Raw genomic sequence first — 19,149 nt, 5'->3', positions numbered from 1 at the left:
GCATGCGGGTGATCGGACTGATGTCGGGCACGTCGTACGACGCCATCGACGCGGCGGCCGCCGACCTGCGCCTGGCCGGCGACGTTCTCGCACTGAAGCCGCTCGGGATGGTGAGCGAGGCATACGACGCAGAGATCCGGGAGGCCCTCGCCGCGGCGCTGCCGCCCGGGACGATCCCGATGGCCGAGGTGTGCCGACTCGACACGCGGATCGGACAGGCCTTCGCGGCGGCCGCCGTCCGGGCGAACCGTGAACTGTGTTCCTCGCAGGCGGAGTTGATCGCCTCGCACGGGCAGACGGTCCACCACTGGACCGAGGGGGGCCGGGTGCACGGCACCCTGCAGCTCGGGCAGCCCGCCTGGATCGCGGAGGCGACCGGCCTGCCCGTCGTCGCCGACTTCCGGCCGCGCGACATCGCCGCTGGCGGCCAGGGCGCGCCCCTGGTCAGCCTGGTCGACCTGCTGTGGCTGCGCGGCCGGCCGGGCACCCCGGTCGCGCTGAACCTCGGCGGCATCGCCAACCTCACCGCACCCGACGGGACCGCCTTCGACACCGGGCCGGGGTGCGCGCTGATCGACGCCGCGGCGCACGGGTTCAGCGGCGGAGGGCTCGCCCACGACGCCGACGGCGCCCTGGCCGCGCGCGGCGAGGTCCACCGGCCGCTGCTGGAGCGGCTGCTCGCCGAGCCGTACTACGCGCTGCCCGCGCCGAAGACGACGGGCAAGGAGCTGTTCCACCTGGGGTATCTGCGGGAGGCGCTGGCCGGGCTCGGCACGCTGTCGGCCGAGGACGTCATCGCCACCCTGACCTTCCTCACGGCCCGCACGGTCGCCGACGCGGTGGTCGCGGTCGGGGCCACGGAGGTTCTCGCCTCGGGCGGCGGGACCCGCAACCCGGTGCTGATGCGGATGCTCGGCGAACTGCTGCCGGGGGTCGCGTTGCGCGCCTCGGACGCGCTCGGTCTGCCGTCGGCGGCGAAGGAGGCGTACGCCTTCGCCGTCCTGGGATTCCTCACCGCGCACGGCGTGCCCGGCACCGAACCGGCGAGCACGGGCGCCCGGCACGCGCGGGTACTGGGTTCGATCACCCCGGGCCGGGACGGTCTCCGACTGCCACCGCCTGCGAGGCAACGGCCGGTGCGACTCGTCCTGGAGTGACCGGCGGCGCCGCGAAGGGATCTCGGCCGGAATCGGCCGACGCCCCTCTCATCCCTCTTTCACCGAGGGCTCATACGGTGGGGGCATGACGCAGGAGACTCCCCCCGGGTGGTACCCCGATCCCGGGCAGACAAGTGACGGTCCCGCCGCCGAGCGCTGGTGGGACGGCAAGGCGTGGACGGAGCAGACCCGGCCCGTCGGATCGGCGGCCGCATGGGGTCCCCCGGAACAGGTCGCGAGCCCCGGGGACGCCGGGCAGTACCCGGCCTATCCGCCGTATCCCGCCCAGCCGCCGACCGGATCGCGGCGCGGCCGTATGGGCATAGCCGTGGCGGTGGCGGTCGTGGTGCTGGCGAGCATAGGCGTGGGGGTGTACGCGCTGGCCGACAACGGCAAGGGCAACGACGACACCGCCACCTCGCAGGGGCCGGGAGGCCAGGGCGGCCCCGGCGGCACGGGGGGCCAGGGCGGACCGTTCGGCGGCAACGGAGGGTCCGGCGGCTCCGGTGGCAGCGGCGGCTCCGGCGGCGCTTCACCCTCCCCGCAGGGGTCGGAGGCGCCGAAGATCGAGAGCGGTTCGGTGACGGACTCGATCGACGGGATCAGCCTGCCCATCCCGGACGGCTGGTACGGCCAGGAGATCTCGGCCGGCGCGTCCGTGACCTCGAACGACTCCTACGCCTGCCCCGGCGACACCTCCGCGAAGTGCACGAAGGGCGGTGCCTACTCGGCGCCCGCCCTGGCGCTCGGCACCAAGGGCAGCACGGCCGAGGCGGTCGCCAAGGCCGACATCGAGGCGAACGCCGAGCAGTCCTACGGCGGCAAGACCTACGGTTCGATCACCTCGCACGACGTGCTCGACTCCCAGGCGGTGACCGTGGCCGGGCAGCAGGGCTACAAGGTCCGCTGGAAGGCCGTCACCAGCAAGGGATCCGACGGCTATGTCGAGTCCCTGGCCTTCCCGTCCCCGGCGAACCCGCGGCAGATCGTCGTGGTGCGCTTCGGTGTCGACGTCGAAGAGGGCCAGACCGTGATCGACGACATCACCAAGGGGATCAAGGTGTCGACGGGCGGCGGCAGCGGCCAGGACGTCTGACGGCCGGTCCCCGGACACCGGTCGGCCGGGTGGGGCGCCTCTTCATTCACGAGGAACCCCACCCGGCCGAGGGGTGCGCGCCGCCCCCGTCCCCACGGTGCGGCGCGAGCAGGTCACCGTCCAGTCATCCCGTGGACGGCGGCCTGGGTCTCAGGTCAGGCCGAGTGCCGGCAGTACGGCGGCCTCCACGAAGCGGACCAGGTAGTCCGGGTCGGCGTACTCCCCGTCGATGACGGGGCGGGCGCGGATGACGCCGAACATCTGAGCCGGGACGTACTCCAGTGCCGGGTGCCCGGTGGCGATCTCACCCCGGTCGACCCCACGCTGGAGAATGTGCCTCAGCGCGGCGATCTCCGGGTCGATCAGCGCCTCACGCAGGGCCTGCGCGAGCTCCGCGTCCTGCGTGACGGCATGGCCGAGCGCCTGGAGGAGCTTGGTGTCCTGCATCGACCACCGGCCCGCGGCCCGGGCGGCCTCGCGCAGGTCGTCGGCGAGCGATCCGGTGTCGATCCCGTCGAACTTCGACCTGCGGCGGGAGCGCAGGGCGGCCACCACGAACTGGGGTTTGGTCTTCCACTGCCGGTACAGGGTGGACTTGCTGCAGCGGGTGCTGGCGGCGACGCCCTCCATGGTCACGGCTTCGTATCCGCATTCGCGGACCTGTTCGAGCACGGCGTCGAAGAACTCCTGCTCACGCTCGGGCGTGATCTTGGAGCGGCGCGAGGCGGCGACCGTCTCCGGTCCGTCCGCGGCCTGCGACGTCATCAGCTCATCCCTTCACTCGCTCCGACGGCGGGCCTGCTGCGCGACCGCCGCGTTTCATTCCCGGATTCCAGTGTGTCGTATGTCTATCGATACGCCAGTGTACCGGTACCCGATCGTATCGGTACACTGACGTATCGGTACGATGTCGTATCGATGAGTTTTGGAATCCGGACGAGTCACCACGTTGTTCGGATTCAGTACCCGCACCACCGCCAGCGAAAGGGCCGGGGGAATGAATGCCCGCACCGAGCCTTCAGAAGCGGAGCCGGGCGCGACAGCGCGGCCGCCGCTCGTCCGTGAGCTCCTGCTCGTCGTAGGACTCTTCCTCGTCTACAAGTTCGGCCGGCAACTGGTCACAGGCCACACCGAGGCCTACCGCAACGCCGACCGCATGTGGGACTGGGAGCGGGCCCTGCACCTGCCGGGAGAGGGCTCGGTGCAGTCGCTGCTGCTGCACGGCGACACCCTCGCGCACATCGCGAACACCTACTACGCGACCGTCCACTTCCCGGCCACGGTCGCCTTCCTGGTCTGGCTGTACCTGAAGCGCCCCGCCCACTACGTCTGGGCCCGCCGCGTCCTCGCCGGCCTCACCGGCGCCGCCCTGGTGCTGCACCTCGTCTTCCCGCTGGCCCCGCCGCGGATGCTCGCGGCGGCCGGTCTGGTCGACACCGCGAAGGTCTACGGCCCCTCCGTGTACGGCCCGCCGCAGACCGACACGCTCTCCAACCAGTTCGCCGCGATGCCGTCGTTGCACTTCGGCTGGGCCCTGATGGTGGCGATCGGCCTCATCGTGGCCACCCGCTCGCGGTGGCGCTGGCTGTGGCTGCTGCACCCGCTCGTGACCCTGCTGGTCATCGTCGGCACGGCGAACCACTACTGGATGGACGCGATCGTGGCGACGGCCCTGCTCGGCGTCGCCCTGGCGGTCATCCACCTGCCGCACCGGACGGCGACCACCGCCGGCCGCGCCCAGGAGAAGCTCGCGCCGGCCGAACCCAAGGAGAACGTCCTGGTCGGAGCGGGCCGATGAACGCCACCCTGCTCGCCCTCGCCCTCTCCCTGCTCTCCTCCGTCGCCTACGCGGCCGCCGCCGTCGCCCAGGAACGCCTCGCCTCCCGCAACCCCGGCTCCGGTGTGCTGCGGATGCTGGGCTCGGGCGCCTGGTGGGGGTCGGTCGGGCTCAACGCGGCGGCCGCGCTGCTGCATGTCGTCGCCCTCAAGTACGGCCCCCTGACCGTGGTCCAGCCGCTCGGCGCCCTCACCCTGGTCGCCGCGGTGCCGCTGGGCGCGCGGATCGCGGGGCGCCGGGTCAGCGCGACGGAGTGGCGGGGCACCGCGTACACGCTGGCCGGCCTCGCCGCGATCCTCGTGGTGGCGTCGGGGTCCGCGCCCGGGAAGGTGCTGAGCACGTCCGAGGCGGTGGCGGTGGCGGCGGTGACGGCGGCCCTGATCGGTCTGCTGGCCCGGCCCGGCGCCCGGCCCGGCATACGGCACGCGTCGGCGTCCGGGGTCGCCTCGGGCGTGGCCTCCGCGCTCACCCAGACCGTGACGGTGGCCGCGACGGACCGTTCCGAGTCACTTCTCAGCATCCAGGTGATCGGCGTGGCCCTGCTCGTCGCCACCTTCGCCGCGGGCGGGCTCCTGCTCTCCCAGACCGCCTACCGTGACGGCCTGGGCGCCCCACTGGCGGTGGTGACCCTGGCCAACCCGCTGGCCGCGGCAGTCATCGGCCTGTCCCTCCTGGGCGAGGGCCTGCGGGGCGGCGCGGCGGGCGTGCTGCTCGCTCTGGCGGGCGCGGGCCTCGCGGCCTGGGGCGTGGTGCTGCTGACCCGGACACCCCCGGCCCCGGTGGAGGAGGAACACCCGGTCGCGGCCGTACTGGCCCTGGAACCGTCACTGCGCGACGTGAAGGTGCCCCGGCCTTCGGAGCCAGGGCACCTGACAGCGCCCCTTTAGGGGCGCGGGGAACTGCGCGACGAGCCACGACGGCGCCGCGGCCCACGATGGTCAGCCGAACCCACGAGCGTCCTGCTTCAAAGCCGTGTCCACGGTCAACGCCGTGGCGACGACGAGGCTGAGCAGCGGCTCGGGCAGCTGGTAGTGGATCTGCAGCACGTAGTTGTCCGCGGTCGTGAACATCGTCTTGGCGAGTCCCTCCCACGTCTTCGTGATCCGGGCGACCTCGTTCTCCGTGTGGTCGACGATCGCGAAGTTCCAGGCCCGCCAGTTCTCCGCCTTGATCGCCCCGACCTGCTGGCCGTTCACCATCAGCGCGAAGTTGATCTTCCCGATCATGTTCTGCTGGACGATCTCACCGACCGGCGAACCGTCCGGACGTTCCACGATCACGCGCGACTTGAAGATCTTCCCCGGCCGGGTCAGGAGCATGACCGGCTGCCCGTGGGCGTCGCGGATCTCCAGCTTGATCTTCATGAACTGATCGATGCTGTAGAAGAACCGCACGATCTTCCGGAAGGCGCTCTGCCCGACCTGGGTGACGGAGCCGACCTGGTTGCCGTTCTGGTCCATGACCTTGTACTCGTTGGTCAGCTCGATCAGCTTGGCCTTCTGGTTGACCACGAGCACCGGTTCGGAGAACAGCGTGCCGCCGCCCGCACCGCCCCCGGTGACCCCGGCCTGCTGCTGCACCTGACGTTGCACGCGCGGGTCGGGGCCGGCCGACTGCTGGGGCATCTGCGGCGCCTGCGGGACCGGCGGGGCCTGCACGGCCTGAGCCTGCCCCGCCCCCTGCTGGTCCTGGTGGGTGTGCTGCGTCCACTGCGCCCCGTCCCAGTACCGGAGCGTCTGGGACGCTCCGTGCGGGTCGGGGTACCAGCCTGCAGGTGTGTTCGAATGCGTGGTCACCGGGGCACACTACCCCGGGACCACTGTGATCCGGCCAGGTGAACGACGGCTCCCCGTACGGCTTTACCTGGTGATGACGGCGGGATCGCTCACCCCGGGGCGCCCGTTCTCGACATGTCCGGCGAATCGCCTGAGGAACGCCGGGTCGACGTCGGAGGTGACCGTGAGGTCGTACCAGCGACGGCTCTTGGCGAGGCCGAAGGTGTGCCGGACGGTGGCGCCGGCCCGCACCGTGAAGGTCCTCGCCGGGTCGCCGTAGCCGCTCACGACCTTCAGACGGACCGTGCCGGAACCCTTGTTGGTGAAGGTCAGCTCGACGTCGTCACCGGTGTGGCAGGCGGTGACCTCGGGACCGGCGCTCTTGTTCGGCCCCTTGAAGACGCGCAGGAAGCCGGCCGGGCCGTGCACGGTCAGGTCGTACGACCCCTTGGAGTACGCCGAGTTCCAGGTGTCCGAGACGCTCTTGCCGGCCTCGGTGGTGTAACTCCAGGGCCCGTCGGTGCGGTTGCCGGAGGTCACCAGGAAGGCGGCACCCGCCTTGGCGCCGGAGGCGAAGGTGAGCGTGAACCTGCCGCTCTTCGCGTCCACCGAACCGTCCACGCGCGGGGCGTACTTGAGCGGGCGGGCGGGGCGCAGGCCGCGCTCCTGCTTCGGCAGCGCGCCGACGGCGGGCGGGACGGGCACGTAGTCGGGGTGACGCTCGCGGTCCGGCGGCTCGTAGCCGTCGGTGTCCGGGAGGGCGACCGGCTTGGTGTCCCTGCGGGAGAAGTCGAAGGCCGAGGTCAGATCGCCGCAGACCGCGCGCCGCCAGGGCGAGATGTTGGGCTCGTGAACGCCGAAGCGCCGCTCCAGGAAGCGGATGATCGAAGTGTGGTCGAGCGTCTCGGAGCAGACGTAACCGCCCTTGCTCCAGGGCGAGACGACGAGCATGGGCACGCGCTGGCCGAGGCCGTAGGGTCCGGCCGGGTGGCTGCTGTCGCCCTTGAACAGGTCGAGAGCGGGGTCGACCGTGGACTTGCCCCGGTCCGCCGAACCGGGCGGGAAGGCGGGGACCACGTGGTCGAAGAAGCCGTCGTTCTCGTCGTAGGTGACGAACACGGCCGTCTTCGCCCACACCTTCGGGTCCGAGGTCAGCGCGTCCAGAACCTGGGCGATGTACCAGGCACCGTAGTTGGCGGGCCAGTTGGGGTGCTCGGTGAAGGCCTCTGGGGCGACGATCCAGGACACCTGGGGCAGCTTCCCGGCCTTGACGTCGGCCTTGAGCTGGTCGAAGTAGCCCTCGCCCTTGGTGAAGTCGGTGCCGGTGCGGGCCTTGTCGTACAGCGGGTCGCCGGGCTTGGCGTTCCGGTACTGGTTGAAGTAGAGCAGCGAGTTGTCACCGTAGTTGCCGCGGTAGGCGTCCGGGATCCAGCCCCAGGAGCCGTTCGCGTCGAGGCCGTCGCCGACGTCCTGGTAGATCTTCCAGGAGACGCCGGCCTTCTCCAGGCGCTCGGGGTAGGTGGTCCAGCCGTAGCCCACCTCGTCGTTGCCGAGGACCGGGCCGCCGCCCCGACCGTCGTTGCCCGTGTAGCCCGTCCACATGTAGTAGCGGTTCGGGTCGGTCGAGCCGATGAACGAGCAGTGGTAGGCGTCGCAGACGGTGAAGGAGTCGGCGAGGGCGTAGTGGAAGGGGATGTCCTCGCGCGTCAGGTACGCCATGGTCGTGGACCCCTTGTTCGGGACCCACTTGTCGTACTTGCCCCCGTTGAAGGCGGCGTGTCCGTCGTTCCAGCCGTGCGGGAGGTCCTGGATGAACTGGAGCCCCAAGTCGTCGGCCTCGGGGCGGAACGGCAGGATCTCCTTGCCGTTCTTGTCCGTCTGGTGCCAGACCGACTTTCCGTTCTCCAACGTCACCGGACGCGGGTCGCCGAAGCCGCGAACGCCTCTGAGCGAGCCGAAGTAGTGGTCGAAGGACCGGTTCTCCTGCATCAGGACGACGACGTGCTCGACGTCCTCGATCGTCCCCGTGCGGTGGTGGGCCGGGAGCGCGGCGGCGCGCTGGATGCTGTTCGACAGGGCGGTGAAGGCGGTGGTGGCGCCCGCGAGTTGGAGGAATCTGCGCCGGTTGACGTCGGACATGAGTGAGGGAACCTCTCAATCCTGCGCATCGTTGGCCCGAATGTGACGGAAGGTGCGCGCAGCGAGTGTTCCAAGCGCAACAAACGTCAGGGAAGGGTCCGGTGGCGCTGATGTGAAAGTCGCGGGTACGGGAGGTGTGGCGGACCCCGATCTGGGGAGGTCGCGATCATGACAGCGACACCGCATACGGACGCGCCACCCACCGAACGACCTGTACGGCAGCTCCTCGCCGCCTCCGTGGGCAATGCCGTGGAGTGGTACGACTGGTACGCCTACACGTTCTTGGCCACCTACATCGCCGGCGCGGTCTTCCCCAAGGGTGCGAACGACTCGCTGGTGCCGCTGCTGTCGACGTTCGCGGTGTTCGCGGTCGGCTTCTTCGTGCGGCCGGTCGGCGGCCTGCTGATGGGGGCGATCGCGGACCGGCACGGGCGGCGCTCGGCGCTGACGGTCACCATCTTGCTGATGGGCGGCAGCAGTCTCCTGGTCGGGCTGACACCGACGTACGCGGCGGTCGGCGTCCTGTCCCCGGTCGTGCTGGTGCTCGCGCGCCTGCTCCAAGGGCTGTCCGTGGGAGGGGAGTTCGCGGCCTCGACGACCTTCCTGGTCGAGTCGGCGCGGCCCGGCCGACGCGGGCTGTTCTCCAGCTTCCAGTACGTGTCGACGACGGCCGGACAGCTACTCGCGTCCGGGATCGCCACGCTGCTGGTGGACACGCTGGACGAGGGGCGGATGGACAGCTGGGGGTGGCGCGTCCCGTTCGTCCTCGGGGCCGTGCTGTCCCTGGTCGGGTTCTGGATCCGGCGCGGCGCGCAGGAGACGCGCAGCGAGGAGCAGCGGCGGGCGCCGCGTCCCGGTCTCCTCGAGGGCCTGCGGCGCCATCCACGCGAGTCCCTGCTGATCTGCGGGATCACCATGGGCGGCACGATCGCGTACTACACGTGGACGTCTTATCTGCCGACGTACGCCGAACTGAACGCCGGTGTCGCCAAGTCGGACGCGTTGCTCGCGGGGACGATCTCGCTCGCCTTCTTCGGGGTGCTCCAGCCGCTCGGCGGGCTGCTGTCGGACCGCTTCGGGCGCCGGCCGTTGCTGCTGTTCTTCGGGCTGGGCTTCGCGCTGCTGAGTGTGCCGCTGCTGCACGCGCTGCGGGACTCCTTCGCGGTGCTGCTGCTCGTGCAGTGTGCGGGGATGGTGTTGCTGACCGGGTTCACGTCGATCAGTGCGGCGGTGAACGCGGAGGTGTTCCCGGCGCGGGTGCGGGCGGCCGGGATCGGGTTCCCCTACTCGCTGACGGTCGCGGTGTTCGGGGGGACGGCACCGTATGTGGGCACGCTGTTCAAGGAGTTGGGCCACGCGGGAGCGTTTCCCTGGTACGTGGCCGCCCTCTGCCTCGGCTCGTCACTCGTCTATCTGCGGCTTCCGGAGACCGCCCACGGAGAACTGCGCCGCTAGCGCACGCTTCGCCACCGCCGTGCCCGACCTCAGCGCGGCCACCGGATCGGCGGCCTCGTCCAGTTCGATCAGGACCGTGTCCGCGCCGGGCGTCGCGGACATCGCGTCCGCCCAGCCCGCCCAGTCGACGATCCCCGTGCCCAACTCCGTCATGTACGGCTGCTGTCGGGCGTACACCGTCTCGTCGATCGTGAGGTGGACGTCGATCGGGGTGACCGCGTCCTTCCAGTGGGCCAGGGCCGTGCGCGGGGTGTGGCGCCGGGCCACCGCGACGGGGTCGCCACCGCCCAGGGCGATGTGGCAGGAGTCGGGGCACAGCCAGACATAGCGCGGGTCGGTCAGGGCCATGAACAGGTCGATGTCCCGCTCGTACCACAGGGTGCTGTGGGACTCGGTGTGGAAGGCCAGCCGCACCCCGTACCGGGACACCGCCTCACCCACCGCGTGCGCGATGTCGGCCATGCGGTTCATGTAGGCGGCGTCGACGAAGAAGGGCGGGCGGGTGCCGTACGTCGCCCTCATCGGTAGTCCGGCGACGAGGACCTCGGCGCCCACCTCGGCGAGGAAGGCGGCGCGGCGCTCGGCGTCGGCGACGATCGCGGGGAGGTGGTCGCCGTGCCGCCAGTCGGGGGCGTCGCTGTCGGCGATGAAGGCGCTGACGACGGCCAGGCCCCGGCCGGTCAGCTCCCGGCGGAACGCCTGTGCGCTGCCGTACGCGCGCAGCGCCGAGTCTATGCCGCCGGGCGCGAACGTCAGCTCGATGCCGGTGACCTCGGTCTCGGCGAGCGTGTCCAGCACCCGCCGCCAGAAGCGGTCCGGATGATCCGCGGCCCAGTCGCGTACCGCGTCGGCGGAGCCGAGGTCCCAGAAGCCGGGGTGGTAGAAGGTGACGACGTCCGTCGCGAAACGAGGGCTCATTCCGTTCCCCCGCGCGCGTTGTAGACGACGACCCCGTCGGACTCGTCAACGGCCTTGCGGTAGTCGCGGAACACCGCGAGCGCCTCGTCCCTGAGGACATCGCGCACGACCTCGATGCCTCGCGTCTCGAACTGCTCGGCCCAGTCCGCGCCGACCGGGCCCTCGTCGAAGGTGGTGATCTCCTCCAGTTCCGGGCCCTGACCCGCGACCACCAAGCCGCGCACCCCGGACCACATCGTGGCGCCGTAACACTGCACGCAGGGGCGCCAGTTGACGACCAGTTCGTGGGACGGCAGGCCGTCCCCGCCGAGGTCCCAGCTGCCGGTGGCGATCTGGGCGAGGCCGAGCGCGACGACCTCGGCGTGCGCGCTGGAGACTCCGGTGGACAGGACGACGTTCACGCCGACGGAGACGATCCTGCCGGACTCGCGCTCGGCGACCAGCGCGGCGAACGGACCGCCGTTGCCTTCGCGCCAGTTGCGGTCGGCGAGGCGGTGCACCAGACGCATCCGGTCCTCGCGGGAGGGTACGGCGGCGGGAGCGTCGGCGAGTTCGTCGTCGATCCAGGCGGGCAGGGCCACGCGGTATTCCCTGGCGATGTCGATCACGGTTCGGTTCCTCTCGGTGGTTCAGGTGCGTGCGGTCACGGCACGGGCGGCCCGTACCGCGGTGACGGCGCCGGTCAGGGTGACGTTGGCGGCCATCGCCGTGGGAACGACTCCGTTGCCCGCCAGGTACAGGTTGTCGAAGCCCCACACCCTCCCGTCCGGGTCGCACACGCCGGCGCCGTCGTCAGTGACGCCTGCCCGGACCGTGCCGGTCAGATGCAGCGACGAACCGGGCGGAAGCGCCGCGGACTCGGTGGCGGGATCGAAGGGGCCGAACTCCTCGGCGAGGGACCGGACTTCGGTCAGCGCCCGCCGGATCAGCGCGCGGTCGGTCTCGGAGTAGCCGAACTCGACGCGGATGCGGGGCAGTCCGGCCAGGTCGGTCTCGTGCGCCGAGAACACGAGCCGGTTCTGCGGGCGCGACTCGACGGGGACGTACAGCGACAGACCGACGGAGTGCGCGAGGGGCCGGCCGGCCCCGTCGACGTAGGTCCGGTTCATGATCTGGCCGTGAAAGGGCTGGTCGGGTCCGTTGCACGGCAGCCACAGCGAGTCCGTGCTGAACTCGCCGGGGCGCGGCAGGGGCAGGGCGTCGGGGTCCATGCCCAAGCGGTCGAGGTCGAGCAGGACGCGGGCGGTGACGAAGGCGTGCTCGTTGAGGTGGCGGCCCAGGGCCTCGGGGCGGATGCCGGAGGCGTAGAGGAGTTGCGGGGTGCGCAGGGCGTCGGCGCACACCACCACGGTGCCGGCGCGGAGTTCGGTCTCGGTGCCGTCGGCGACGCGGCGCAGGCGGGCCCCGGTGACCCGGCCGGCGTCCCGGACCAGGGCGGTCACGAGGGTGCCGGTGAGCAGGGTGAAGGCCGGATCGCCGCCCTCCGCGAGGGCGGGGAAGATCGTCCCGGGTGCCGTGCGGGGCTTGGGGCCCGAGGGTGTGGGGGTGACGGCCATGGGCATGGGCTGCGGCGCCCGGTCGGCCGGCCCGACATGGCCGTAGCGTCGGCGCAGGACGTCGAGGACGAGTTCGCCGACCTTGGTCGGGCCGATTGCGGCGGGTGTGACGGCGAGCAGTCGGCGTGCGGTGTCGAGGTCGGCCGCCCAGGCATCGGGGTCGCCGAAGTCGAAGACCTCGTCCCCGGCGGGCCACGGCGTGGCCGCGGTCCAGTGGACGCCCATGCCGCCCGCGTTCCAGGCGAGCGCGGCCTGCGGCATCGCCTCGGCGTCCTCGCCGAAGGCGAGCGCGTGGAACATGCCGGGGGTGAGGTCGGGGAGGCTGTCCGCGACCTCCCGGACCACCTCCGCTCCCGTGTACATGCCCTGAATGCCGGTGGCGACCTTCTCGTTGTAGCGGGACCACAGCTCGGGGTCGTCGAGGTCGTGCAGGTGCCGCCCGGGCGTACCGCCGATCGGGCTGCCGCCGTCGGCCATGGTGATGTGCAGCGCGGGATCGCTCTCGCGCAGGAGGCGGGCCATGAGGGAGCCCATGATGCCGCTGCCCACGATGAGGACGTCGGTGCGGGGGGTGTGGGTCAAGTGGAGCTCCGGGTACGTGGGGTGTGGGGGTCAGTCGACCGGGACGAGCGGTCCGAACAGCTCGGTGTCCATGCGGTCCAGGGCGAGCTTCACCGCGCCGATGAGCGGGGCGTCGTGGCCGAGTGCGGTGGCACGCAGTTCGACCGCGGGGGTGCGGGCGTCCCGCAGCGCGTCCCGCACCCGGGGCAGCAGGACGTCGGCCGCGTCCTCAAGGCCGCCGCCGAGGACGATGAGCGAGGGGGCGACCGTCCAGGACAGGGTGGTGAGGATCGACGCGATGTTCTCCACGAACTCGTCGACCTCGGCGAGCGAGGCGGCGTCACCGTTGCGGGCCGCCTCGAACCGGGCCAGGGCGAGGGCGCGTTGGGCGGGCAGCGGTGAGGTCAGGGCGGCGACGGGCCGGTCCTCGACGGAGCCGGCCGGCATCGAGCGTGCCTCGACGATCTCGCCCGCGGCCCCGTCGAGCCCGCGGTGCACGGCTCCTCGGATGAGGATGCCGAGGCCGGTCCGGTTCCCGAGCATCGCCCAGACGACGTTGTCGTGATCGGACGCCACTCCCCGCCAACGCTCTGCCAGCGCGCCGAGGTTGGTGTCGTTGTCGGCGAACCAGGGCACCGGGACGCGACGGCCGAGCTCCTCGGGCAGGTGCACGCCCTCCCAGCGCGTGGTGTGCACCAGGCGCCGTACGACCCCTTCGTCGTCGATGGCACCGCCCCCGGCGACGGCGCCGGCGCGCAGCCGGTCCACCGAGCCGCCGGCGTCTTCGAGGGCCTGGAGGACCAGTGCGGCGGCGTCGTCGAGGGTGGTGCGCGGATCCTTGTAGGCGCGCAGCGGCCGGTGTGCCCGGCCGAGGATGTGGCCGCGCACGTCGGCGACTACGGCGCAGACGTCGACGGTCGTGATGCGTACGGCGGCCAACAGGGCGTGTTCGGCCCGCAGTTCGTAGCGGCGGGCCGGGCGGCCTGGGCAGCCGTTGTTCGGCACCCGGTCGAGTTCGGCGACCCAGCCCGCCTCGACGAGCGAGTCCAGGATCAGCTCGATCGTGCGCCGGGACAGACCGGTCTGCCAAGCGAGTTCGGTGAGTTTCCTCGGTCCCGACGACACGGCCAACGCCCGCAGGATCACAGAGGTGTTGACCCGTCGTACGGCGCTCTGGTTCATGCCGGCCGTCAGCATGGCTCCCCTCCTGTCACCGGGTCGTACACGCCCCGCATGTCGGCCACGAGTGGTCGGCCGTACTCACGAGCCGAGTCGCCGAGCCGCCCACCCAAGTACCGCCGCACGGCACCCACTTGGCGACCGACGACCGTGCCCGCAGGGGTGTCCGGGACGGATGTGGTCACGGTCATCGCAGCCCTGTTCCCGCGACGCCCTGCACGAAGTACCGCTGCAGGAGGAGGAAGAGCACGAGCACCGGCAGCATCACGACGATCGCTCCGGCGAGCAGCAGGCCGTAGTCGGTGACGTGGGCCGCGGCCTGACTGGTGGCGGCGAGGCCGACCGGGAGGGTGTAAGTGGACATGCTCTGGGCGACGACCAGCGGCCAGATGAAGTTGTTCCAGGAGTTGAGGAACGACATGATCGTGATCGTGGCGACGGCGGGACCGGCCAGCGGCAGGAAGATTCTGAAGAAGATCCGGAACTCGCCCGCGCCGTCGATGCGGGCCGCTTCGAGGAGTTCGTCGGGGACCGACAGGGCGTACTGGCGCACGATGAAGACCGACAGCGGAAGCGCCGCGCCGGGCAGGGCGATTCCGGTGAGGGTGTCCGCGAGCCCCAGGTCGACCGTGATCACGAACTGGGTGACGAACACCGCGGTGAACGGCACCATCATCGCCGCCATGACCGCACCGAACGCGAGCCGCCGTCCCGCGAAGTCGAGTTTGGCGAGGGCGTATCCGGCGGCCGACGCCGCCATGATGTTCCCCGCGACCACGATCAGCGCGACGACGACGCTGTTGACCACGAACCGGCCGAAGCCCTGGGTCTCGAACAGTCGGCTGAAGTTGCCGAAGGTGAGGTGGTGCGGGAGCAGAGCCCCGGGGTCGGAGCGGATCTCGTCCAGGCTGCGCAGCGCTCCGCTCACGCCCCACGCGAAGGGCAACATGGTGAGCAGGGCGCACAGCACCAGGGCGGCGTACATCACGGGACGGGCGGTACGGCTCATGTGCGGGACCTCAGCAGCCGGAACTGAACGACGCTCACCACGGTCACCAGCGCGAGCGTCACGAAGGACGCCGCCGAGGACATCCCGAACTCGCCCACCCCGAACTGGCGGTAGGTGTACAACGCGACCGACTCGGTGGAGCCGAGCGGGCCGCCGCCGGTGAGGAGGTAGGGCTCGTCGAAGACCTGGAGGTAGAAGACGGTCAGCAGGACTGAGACCATGAGGGTGGTGGGCAGCAGCAACGGCACGGTGATGTACCGGAGTTGGCGCCACCGGCCGGCCCCGTCCAGGGCGGCGGCCTCGTACACGTCCCGCGGGACGGCCTGGAGACCGGCGAGGAACAGCACCATCGCGATGCCGAAGTTGCGCCAGACGCCGAGCAGGATGACCACCGGCATGGCCAGGTTCGGGTCGTCCAGCCAGTTCGGTCCGGCGAACCCCACCGCCCCGAGCAGCTTGTTCACGGTGCCGTCCCTGTGAAAGGCGTACTGCCAGATCAGCGCGACGGCGACGACGTTCGTGACGACGGGCGCGAAGAAGACGGTGCGCAGGACACCGCGCAGCCGGCTGATGCCGGAGTTCAGCGCGAGGGCCAGCGTGAAGCCGATGCCCATCGTCAGGGGCACGCCCACGGCCACGAAGAGGGCGGTGTTGAGGATGTCCCGTACGAAGGTCTGGTCCCGGAACAGCCGGAGGTAGTTCTGGACACCGGTGAAGTCGACGGCGAACGGGGTGCGCAGGTCGGCACCGCGGATGTCGGTGAGGCTCAGGGCGAGGGCGGCTACGGTGGGGATCGCCGTGTAGACCAGGAAGACGAGGGCGAACGGGGCGAGGAACAGCCAGGCGACGGCGGTGCGGCGGGCTCGGGACGCCCTGCGTGCAGCCGTCTTCGGTACGGCCGTGGCCTTCCCGGCGGCCGGTACGGCGCTCGCGGTCATCGTTTCGTGCCCGTGCCGACGCTCTCGGCGTACGCCTGGATGTTCGCGGCGGCCTTCGCAGCGGTCTCCTTGCCCTTGGCGACGGCCTCCATCTCCTTGCCCAGCCGGGTCGCGACCTGCTGCCAGGTGCTGACCTGGGGGAACGCCCGGGTGTTCTTGAGCTGGGTGAGAAAGGCGGCCATGAGCGGCTGCCCCTTGATGGCGGGGTCGTCCCAGGCGGAGATGACGGCCGGCAGCGAGCTGTACGCCTTGTACTGCGCGACCTGGGTGGCGGGCTTGGCCAGGTACCGGACGAGCTTCCAGGCGGCGTCCGCGTTGCCGCTGTCGGCGAGGACGCCCCAGGTGCCGCCCGCGGAGAAGGACACGCTGCCCGACGCTCCGGCGGGCAGCGGGGCGGTGGCGACATGGGAGGCGGTCCAGCCGCTCTTCTTGGCGGCGGTGTCGAGCTGGCCGACGACCCACGGCCCGGTGATCATGCTCGCGGTCTTGCCGGAGACGAAGTACGGCTGTGCGTCGAGGAAGGTCGGCCCACTGGTGTCGGCGGTCCCCGAGGTGAAGAAGGACGCGTTGTACTTCAGCGCGTCGACCATCTGGGGCGTGTCCAGGTTCCACTTGCCGGCGGAGGTCACGAGTGAGCCTCCGGCCTGCCAGGCATACATGGCGACGTCCTGGCCGTTGAAGATGTCCCACCCGATGTCGGCCCCGAGCGCGTGGGCCGCGCCAGCGCCCTGGAGGGCCTTGAGGAAGGGCTCCATGCCGGCCCACGTGGTCGGTGCCTCGACGCCCGCCTTCTTGGCCAGATCCGATCGGTAGACGAGCGCGTACGTGTACGCGTACCAGGGCACCGTGTAGGCCACGTCGCCCACGACCCCGGCGTCCCAGAGGCTCTTGAAGAAGCTGTTCGGATCCACCAGGCCGTCCGGCACGGGCCGCAAGGTCGAGGAGTCGAGGAACTGTGCCTGCGACTCGGGGAAGAACTGGGCGACGTCCGGTCCCTTGCCCGCCGCGATCGCCGCCTGGAGCTTGGTGTAGTACTCCGCGTTCGGGATCAGCGTGGTCTTCACGACCAGGTCGGGATGGGCGGACTTGAACGGCTTGACGACCGTGCCGAGCACGTCGGCGTCGCCCTGGGCGGCCCAGACGTTCAGGGTGCCGGTGGCCGGGGACGCGTCGATCTTCTCGGCGGTGCCGGCGGCGGCCGCGTCGTCGTGGCGCCCGCAGCCGGTCAGGGGAAGCGCGCTGCCGACGGCCAGGCCGGCGGTCAGCCGCAGGGCGGCGCGGCGGGAGATTTTGGGCACGGAGGACTCCTGTCACACGAGGTGCCTCACGGGGGCGGAGGTCAGTGACGTGATGTGCCCAGACGCTATGAACCGCGTGTTTCGGCCACGTGGCGGTCCTCGCGCTGAATAATTTCGGAACTTGTAGCGAAATCGGCTGGGGTGACCGCACCTCGATGTCGGCGTCCGACAGGCGACGACGGGCGCCGGTCCGTCGTCGCCCGTCGTCGCCCGTCGTCGGGTCCTCACACGGCAATGATCTGCCACTGCTCCTCGGGCGCGCGGCTGTAGGTGAACTGGTTGATGTTGGCGCCGTCGGCGGTCGAGCCCCCGTCGACGTTGAGGGACAGCCCGCTGAACCGGTTGGTGAGGTAGTAGTAGCCATCGCCCGTGGGCGTGACTGCCCAGTGCTGCTGGGGAACGTTGTTGTCGGCGTAGATCGCGACGTTCCCGCCGTCCACCCGCGAGAGTCCGGCCACCTCCATCAGCTTGCCGCTGTTCACGTTCTTGATCTCGTAGTAGCCGTCGCCGGTGGAGGCGAAGGTCCACTTCTGCGCGGTGTTGTTCAGCCACGGCCACTGCTGGATGTTGGTGCCGTTGGCGGTGCCGAAGTTGAACACGTCGACGACCTTGCCGCTCTTGCGGTTGACGATGCGGTAGACCGTGCCGTCCCCCGGGAGGACCCTTGACACCAGAGCCGGCTTGGCGGTCCGGCCACCGATGTGGAGGCCGCCGACGTTGGCGTAGCCGCCAGTGGCAGCGATGGCCTGGAGCCGTACGAAGCCCACGTTCCGGGCGGGCCATTCGGCCACCTTGGTGGCGCGGTCGCCGGCCCAGGTGCCGGTGGCGACCTGGGTGAAGTTCGTGCCGTCGGTGCTGGTGGAGATGGTGTAAGAGAGGATGTCGCCGTCGGTGGTGTTGTTGCGGTTCCACTGCTTGGGCAGGTACTCCAGGGTGGAGACGTTGCTCCACACCCCGCCCAGGTCGACCGTGATCGAGTGGGGCAGGGCCGGGGACAGGCCCCAAGTGGACCAGCAGGTCTCGTAGTTCCTGTCGCTCAGTCCGTCGATGGCGTTGAGGGGTCCCTCGCCGGTGTGGAATGCGGTCGCGTAGGCGCTGACCGGTGTGACGGGGTGCTCGGCGCGCAGCATCTGCGTCGGCAGTGGCGGGCGGGAGCTGTCGGGGTTCCAGGCCGCGCCGACTTCGGCGAGTCGGTTGACGATGTTGGTGTCGAGCCTGCCGTTCCGGTTGGGCGGGCAGTTCAGGATGAAGGAGGTGTACTTCGGTTCCAGGTCCGCCAGATGGGAGAGGATCGCGTCCTTGCTCATCAGGCTCTCGGTCGGCGTGGCCGGATGCCAGAACCAACCGTTGCTGATCGTCTGCCCCTGCGTGGCGGCGTAGGTGTTTCCGGCGGGCGCGCTGACGCCCAGCGGCTCCTCGAAATAGATCGCGTCACCGAGGAACGGCACTGACAGCGCACCGTGGTCGATCATGACGATGTCCGGCTGGAGCGACTTCACATGCTCGCGGATCCGCTGGTAGGAGACGGCCTGCTGGCCCATCTGCCACGCGTAGCCGTCGGTGATGAAGAGGTCGATAGTGCCGTAGTTGGTCAGCAGTTCGGTGATCTGGCCGAGGATGAAGGTCATGTCGCCGGGCTGGATGGCATCCGTGGTGTCGAGCCCGGACACCTTGTGCCGGCTCTCCCACGCCTCGACGCCGAAGGTGCGGTCCCATATCGAGTAGTAGAGTCCGACCTTCAGTCCCTTGGCCCGGAAGGCGTCGCAGTACGCCTTCACCACGTCCTGCTTGTAGGAGCTGTTGGCGACGTTCTGGGTGCCGAAGGCGCTCGGCCACAGGGCGAAGCCGTCGTGGTGCTTGGTCGTCAGGATGCCGTAGCTCATCTTCGCCGCCGCGGCGGCATCGGCCCACTGGGCGCAGTCCACGGCCGTGGGCGCGAACAGAGCGGGGTTCTGGTTCGGGGCGGCCCATTCCTCGTTGGTGAACGTGCCCATGTTGAAGTGGTTGAACATGCCGAAGCGCATGTTCACCAGCTTCTCCAGATTGGTCTGGGGATCCGCGGCGGCTGCCTCCGGCAACAGGGGCGACAAAGCGGGGACCACGGGCAGCGCTGTCGCGGCCACAGCGGCGCCCGCGGCGCCCAGCAGGGTACGACGGGACAGTCTTCTCTCTGATGACATGGGTGTACTCCCGGTCGGGTGGCTCTGATGTGGGGGGGTGAGGCGGTGAAG

At 70.6% G+C, this 19,149-nt stretch carries 16 protein-coding genes; 5 read left to right on the top strand and 11 right to left on the bottom strand.

Annotated elements, in window-relative coordinates:
• Positions 1-2 precede the first annotated feature (2 nt).
• Both ABZT02_RS32870 and ABZT02_RS32865 read left to right on the top strand, forming a co-directional pair.
• Positions 3-1,157: an anhydro-N-acetylmuramic acid kinase gene (locus tag ABZT02_RS32870; RefSeq protein WP_356024024.1), complete on the top strand. Its 1,155-nt coding sequence runs from the start codon at positions 3-5 to the stop codon at positions 1,155-1,157.
• A gap of 85 nt (positions 1,158-1,242) precedes the next feature.
• The gene (locus ABZT02_RS32865; protein WP_356024021.1) at positions 1,243-2,253 is read left to right on the top strand and encodes a DUF2510 domain-containing protein; all 1,011 of its coding nucleotides are present in this window, start codon (positions 1,243-1,245) and stop codon (positions 2,251-2,253) included.
• Positions 2,254-2,403: 150 nt separating this feature from the next.
• Here ABZT02_RS32865 and ABZT02_RS32860 read toward each other — a convergent pair whose 3' ends face one another.
• Positions 2,404-3,018 (bottom strand): TetR/AcrR family transcriptional regulator C-terminal ligand-binding domain-containing protein, encoded by a 615-nt coding sequence (locus ABZT02_RS32860; protein WP_356024019.1) that lies wholly within the window; start codon positions 3,016-3,018, stop codon positions 2,404-2,406.
• 232 nt (positions 3,019-3,250) lie between these two features.
• Here ABZT02_RS32860 and ABZT02_RS32855 point away from each other — a divergent pair, with 232 nt between their 5' ends.
• On the top strand, positions 3,251-4,051 hold the full coding sequence (locus tag ABZT02_RS32855) for a phosphatase PAP2 family protein (protein ID WP_356024017.1): 801 nt from the start codon (positions 3,251-3,253) through the stop codon (positions 4,049-4,051).
• Positions 4,048-4,977, top strand: a complete 930-nt coding sequence (locus ABZT02_RS32850) for a hypothetical protein (RefSeq protein ID WP_356024015.1) — start codon at positions 4,048-4,050, stop codon at positions 4,975-4,977. The genes ABZT02_RS32855 and ABZT02_RS32850 overlap by 4 nt, the downstream gene beginning before the upstream one ends.
• A 51-nt stretch (positions 4,978-5,028) precedes the next feature.
• Here ABZT02_RS32850 and ABZT02_RS32845 read toward each other — a convergent pair whose 3' ends face one another.
• Both ABZT02_RS32845 and ABZT02_RS32840 read right to left on the bottom strand, forming a co-directional pair.
• Positions 5,029-5,886, bottom strand: a complete 858-nt coding sequence (locus ABZT02_RS32845) for a phospholipid scramblase-related protein (RefSeq protein WP_356024012.1) — start codon at positions 5,884-5,886, stop codon at positions 5,029-5,031.
• A gap of 63 nt (positions 5,887-5,949) precedes the next feature.
• Positions 5,950-8,004, bottom strand: coding sequence for a phosphocholine-specific phospholipase C (locus tag ABZT02_RS32840; protein ID WP_356024010.1), 2,055 nt, complete (start codon positions 8,002-8,004; stop codon positions 5,950-5,952).
• 168 nt (positions 8,005-8,172) lie between these two features.
• Here ABZT02_RS32840 and ABZT02_RS32835 point away from each other — a divergent pair, with 168 nt between their 5' ends.
• Positions 8,173-9,459, top strand: coding sequence for an MFS transporter (locus ABZT02_RS32835; RefSeq protein ID WP_356024007.1), 1,287 nt, complete (start codon positions 8,173-8,175; stop codon positions 9,457-9,459).
• Here the strand turns inward: ABZT02_RS32835 and ABZT02_RS32830 are convergent.
• From ABZT02_RS32830 to ABZT02_RS32795, 8 genes are all read right to left on the bottom strand, one after another.
• Positions 9,406-10,377 (bottom strand): sugar phosphate isomerase/epimerase, encoded by a 972-nt coding sequence (locus ABZT02_RS32830; RefSeq protein ID WP_356024005.1) that lies wholly within the window; start codon positions 10,375-10,377, stop codon positions 9,406-9,408. The two genes, ABZT02_RS32835 and ABZT02_RS32830, sit on opposite strands and share 54 nt — an antisense overlap.
• Complete coding sequence (locus tag ABZT02_RS32825; RefSeq protein WP_356024003.1) at positions 10,374-10,985, bottom strand: nucleoside deaminase; 612 nt, start codon at positions 10,983-10,985, stop codon at positions 10,374-10,376. Before ABZT02_RS32825 ends, ABZT02_RS32830 begins: the two co-directional genes overlap by 4 nt.
• A gap of 21 nt (positions 10,986-11,006) precedes the next feature.
• Positions 11,007-12,515, bottom strand: a complete 1,509-nt coding sequence (locus tag ABZT02_RS32820) for a GMC oxidoreductase (RefSeq protein WP_356024000.1) — start codon at positions 12,513-12,515, stop codon at positions 11,007-11,009.
• A 30-nt stretch (positions 12,516-12,545) separates the two neighbouring features.
• A complete protein-coding gene (locus tag ABZT02_RS32815) occupies positions 12,546-13,691 on the bottom strand; it encodes an ROK family transcriptional regulator (protein WP_356023998.1) in 1,146 nt (381 codons plus the stop codon).
• Positions 13,692-13,860: 169 nt separating this feature from the next.
• Positions 13,861-14,682 (bottom strand): carbohydrate ABC transporter permease, encoded by an 822-nt coding sequence (locus ABZT02_RS32810; protein ID WP_356023996.1) that lies wholly within the window; start codon positions 14,680-14,682, stop codon positions 13,861-13,863.
• Positions 14,679-15,620, bottom strand: a complete 942-nt coding sequence (locus tag ABZT02_RS32805) for a sugar ABC transporter permease (RefSeq protein ID WP_356023994.1) — start codon at positions 15,618-15,620, stop codon at positions 14,679-14,681. Before ABZT02_RS32805 ends, ABZT02_RS32810 begins: the two co-directional genes overlap by 4 nt.
• Positions 15,617-16,918 (bottom strand): extracellular solute-binding protein, encoded by a 1,302-nt coding sequence (locus ABZT02_RS32800; protein ID WP_356023991.1) that lies wholly within the window; start codon positions 16,916-16,918, stop codon positions 15,617-15,619. The genes ABZT02_RS32805 and ABZT02_RS32800 overlap by 4 nt, the downstream gene beginning before the upstream one ends.
• 224 nt (positions 16,919-17,142) lie before the next feature.
• Entirely contained in the window at positions 17,143-19,098 is a 1,956-nt protein-coding gene (locus ABZT02_RS32795; protein WP_356023989.1) for an RICIN domain-containing protein, read from the bottom strand.
• Between the last annotated feature and the right edge of the window lie 51 nt (positions 19,099-19,149).

It is taken from the genome of Streptomyces sp. NPDC005402 (assembly GCF_040606575.1).
Lineage (GTDB): Bacteria > Actinomycetota > Actinomycetes > Streptomycetales > Streptomycetaceae > Streptomyces.
Note: the sequence above shows the minus strand (reverse complement) of the source record. Positions and strands in the feature narration are given on the sequence as shown.

What these genes read in the sequence shown, in the direction of transcription:
- ABZT02_RS32850 (WP_356024015.1), top strand. Translation starts at nt 4,048, where the DNA reads ATGAACGCCACCCTGCTCGCCCTCGCCCTCTCCCTGCTCTCCTCCGTC.
- ABZT02_RS32865 (WP_356024021.1), top strand. Translation starts at nt 1,243, where the DNA reads ATGACGCAGGAGACTCCCCCCGGGTGGTACCCCGATCCCGGGCAGACA.
- ABZT02_RS32810 (WP_356023996.1), bottom strand. Translation starts at nt 14,682, where the DNA reads ATGAGCCGTACCGCCCGTCCCGTGATGTACGCCGCCCTGGTGCTGTGC.
- ABZT02_RS32815 (WP_356023998.1), bottom strand. Translation starts at nt 13,691, where the DNA reads ATGCTGACGGCCGGCATGAACCAGAGCGCCGTACGACGGGTCAACACC.
- ABZT02_RS32805 (WP_356023994.1), bottom strand. Translation starts at nt 15,620, where the DNA reads ATGACCGCGAGCGCCGTACCGGCCGCCGGGAAGGCCACGGCCGTACCG.
- ABZT02_RS32830 (WP_356024005.1), bottom strand. Translation starts at nt 10,377, where the DNA reads ATGAGCCCTCGTTTCGCGACGGACGTCGTCACCTTCTACCACCCCGGC.
- ABZT02_RS32860 (WP_356024019.1), bottom strand. Translation starts at nt 3,018, where the DNA reads ATGACGTCGCAGGCCGCGGACGGACCGGAGACGGTCGCCGCCTCGCGC.
- ABZT02_RS32835 (WP_356024007.1), top strand. Translation starts at nt 8,173, where the DNA reads ATGACAGCGACACCGCATACGGACGCGCCACCCACCGAACGACCTGTA.
- ABZT02_RS32870 (WP_356024024.1), top strand. Translation starts at nt 3, where the DNA reads ATGCGGGTGATCGGACTGATGTCGGGCACGTCGTACGACGCCATCGAC.
- ABZT02_RS32795 (WP_356023989.1), bottom strand. Translation starts at nt 19,098, where the DNA reads ATGTCATCAGAGAGAAGACTGTCCCGTCGTACCCTGCTGGGCGCCGCG.
- ABZT02_RS32840 (WP_356024010.1), bottom strand. Translation starts at nt 8,004, where the DNA reads ATGTCCGACGTCAACCGGCGCAGATTCCTCCAACTCGCGGGCGCCACC.
- ABZT02_RS32855 (WP_356024017.1), top strand. Translation starts at nt 3,251, where the DNA reads ATGAATGCCCGCACCGAGCCTTCAGAAGCGGAGCCGGGCGCGACAGCG.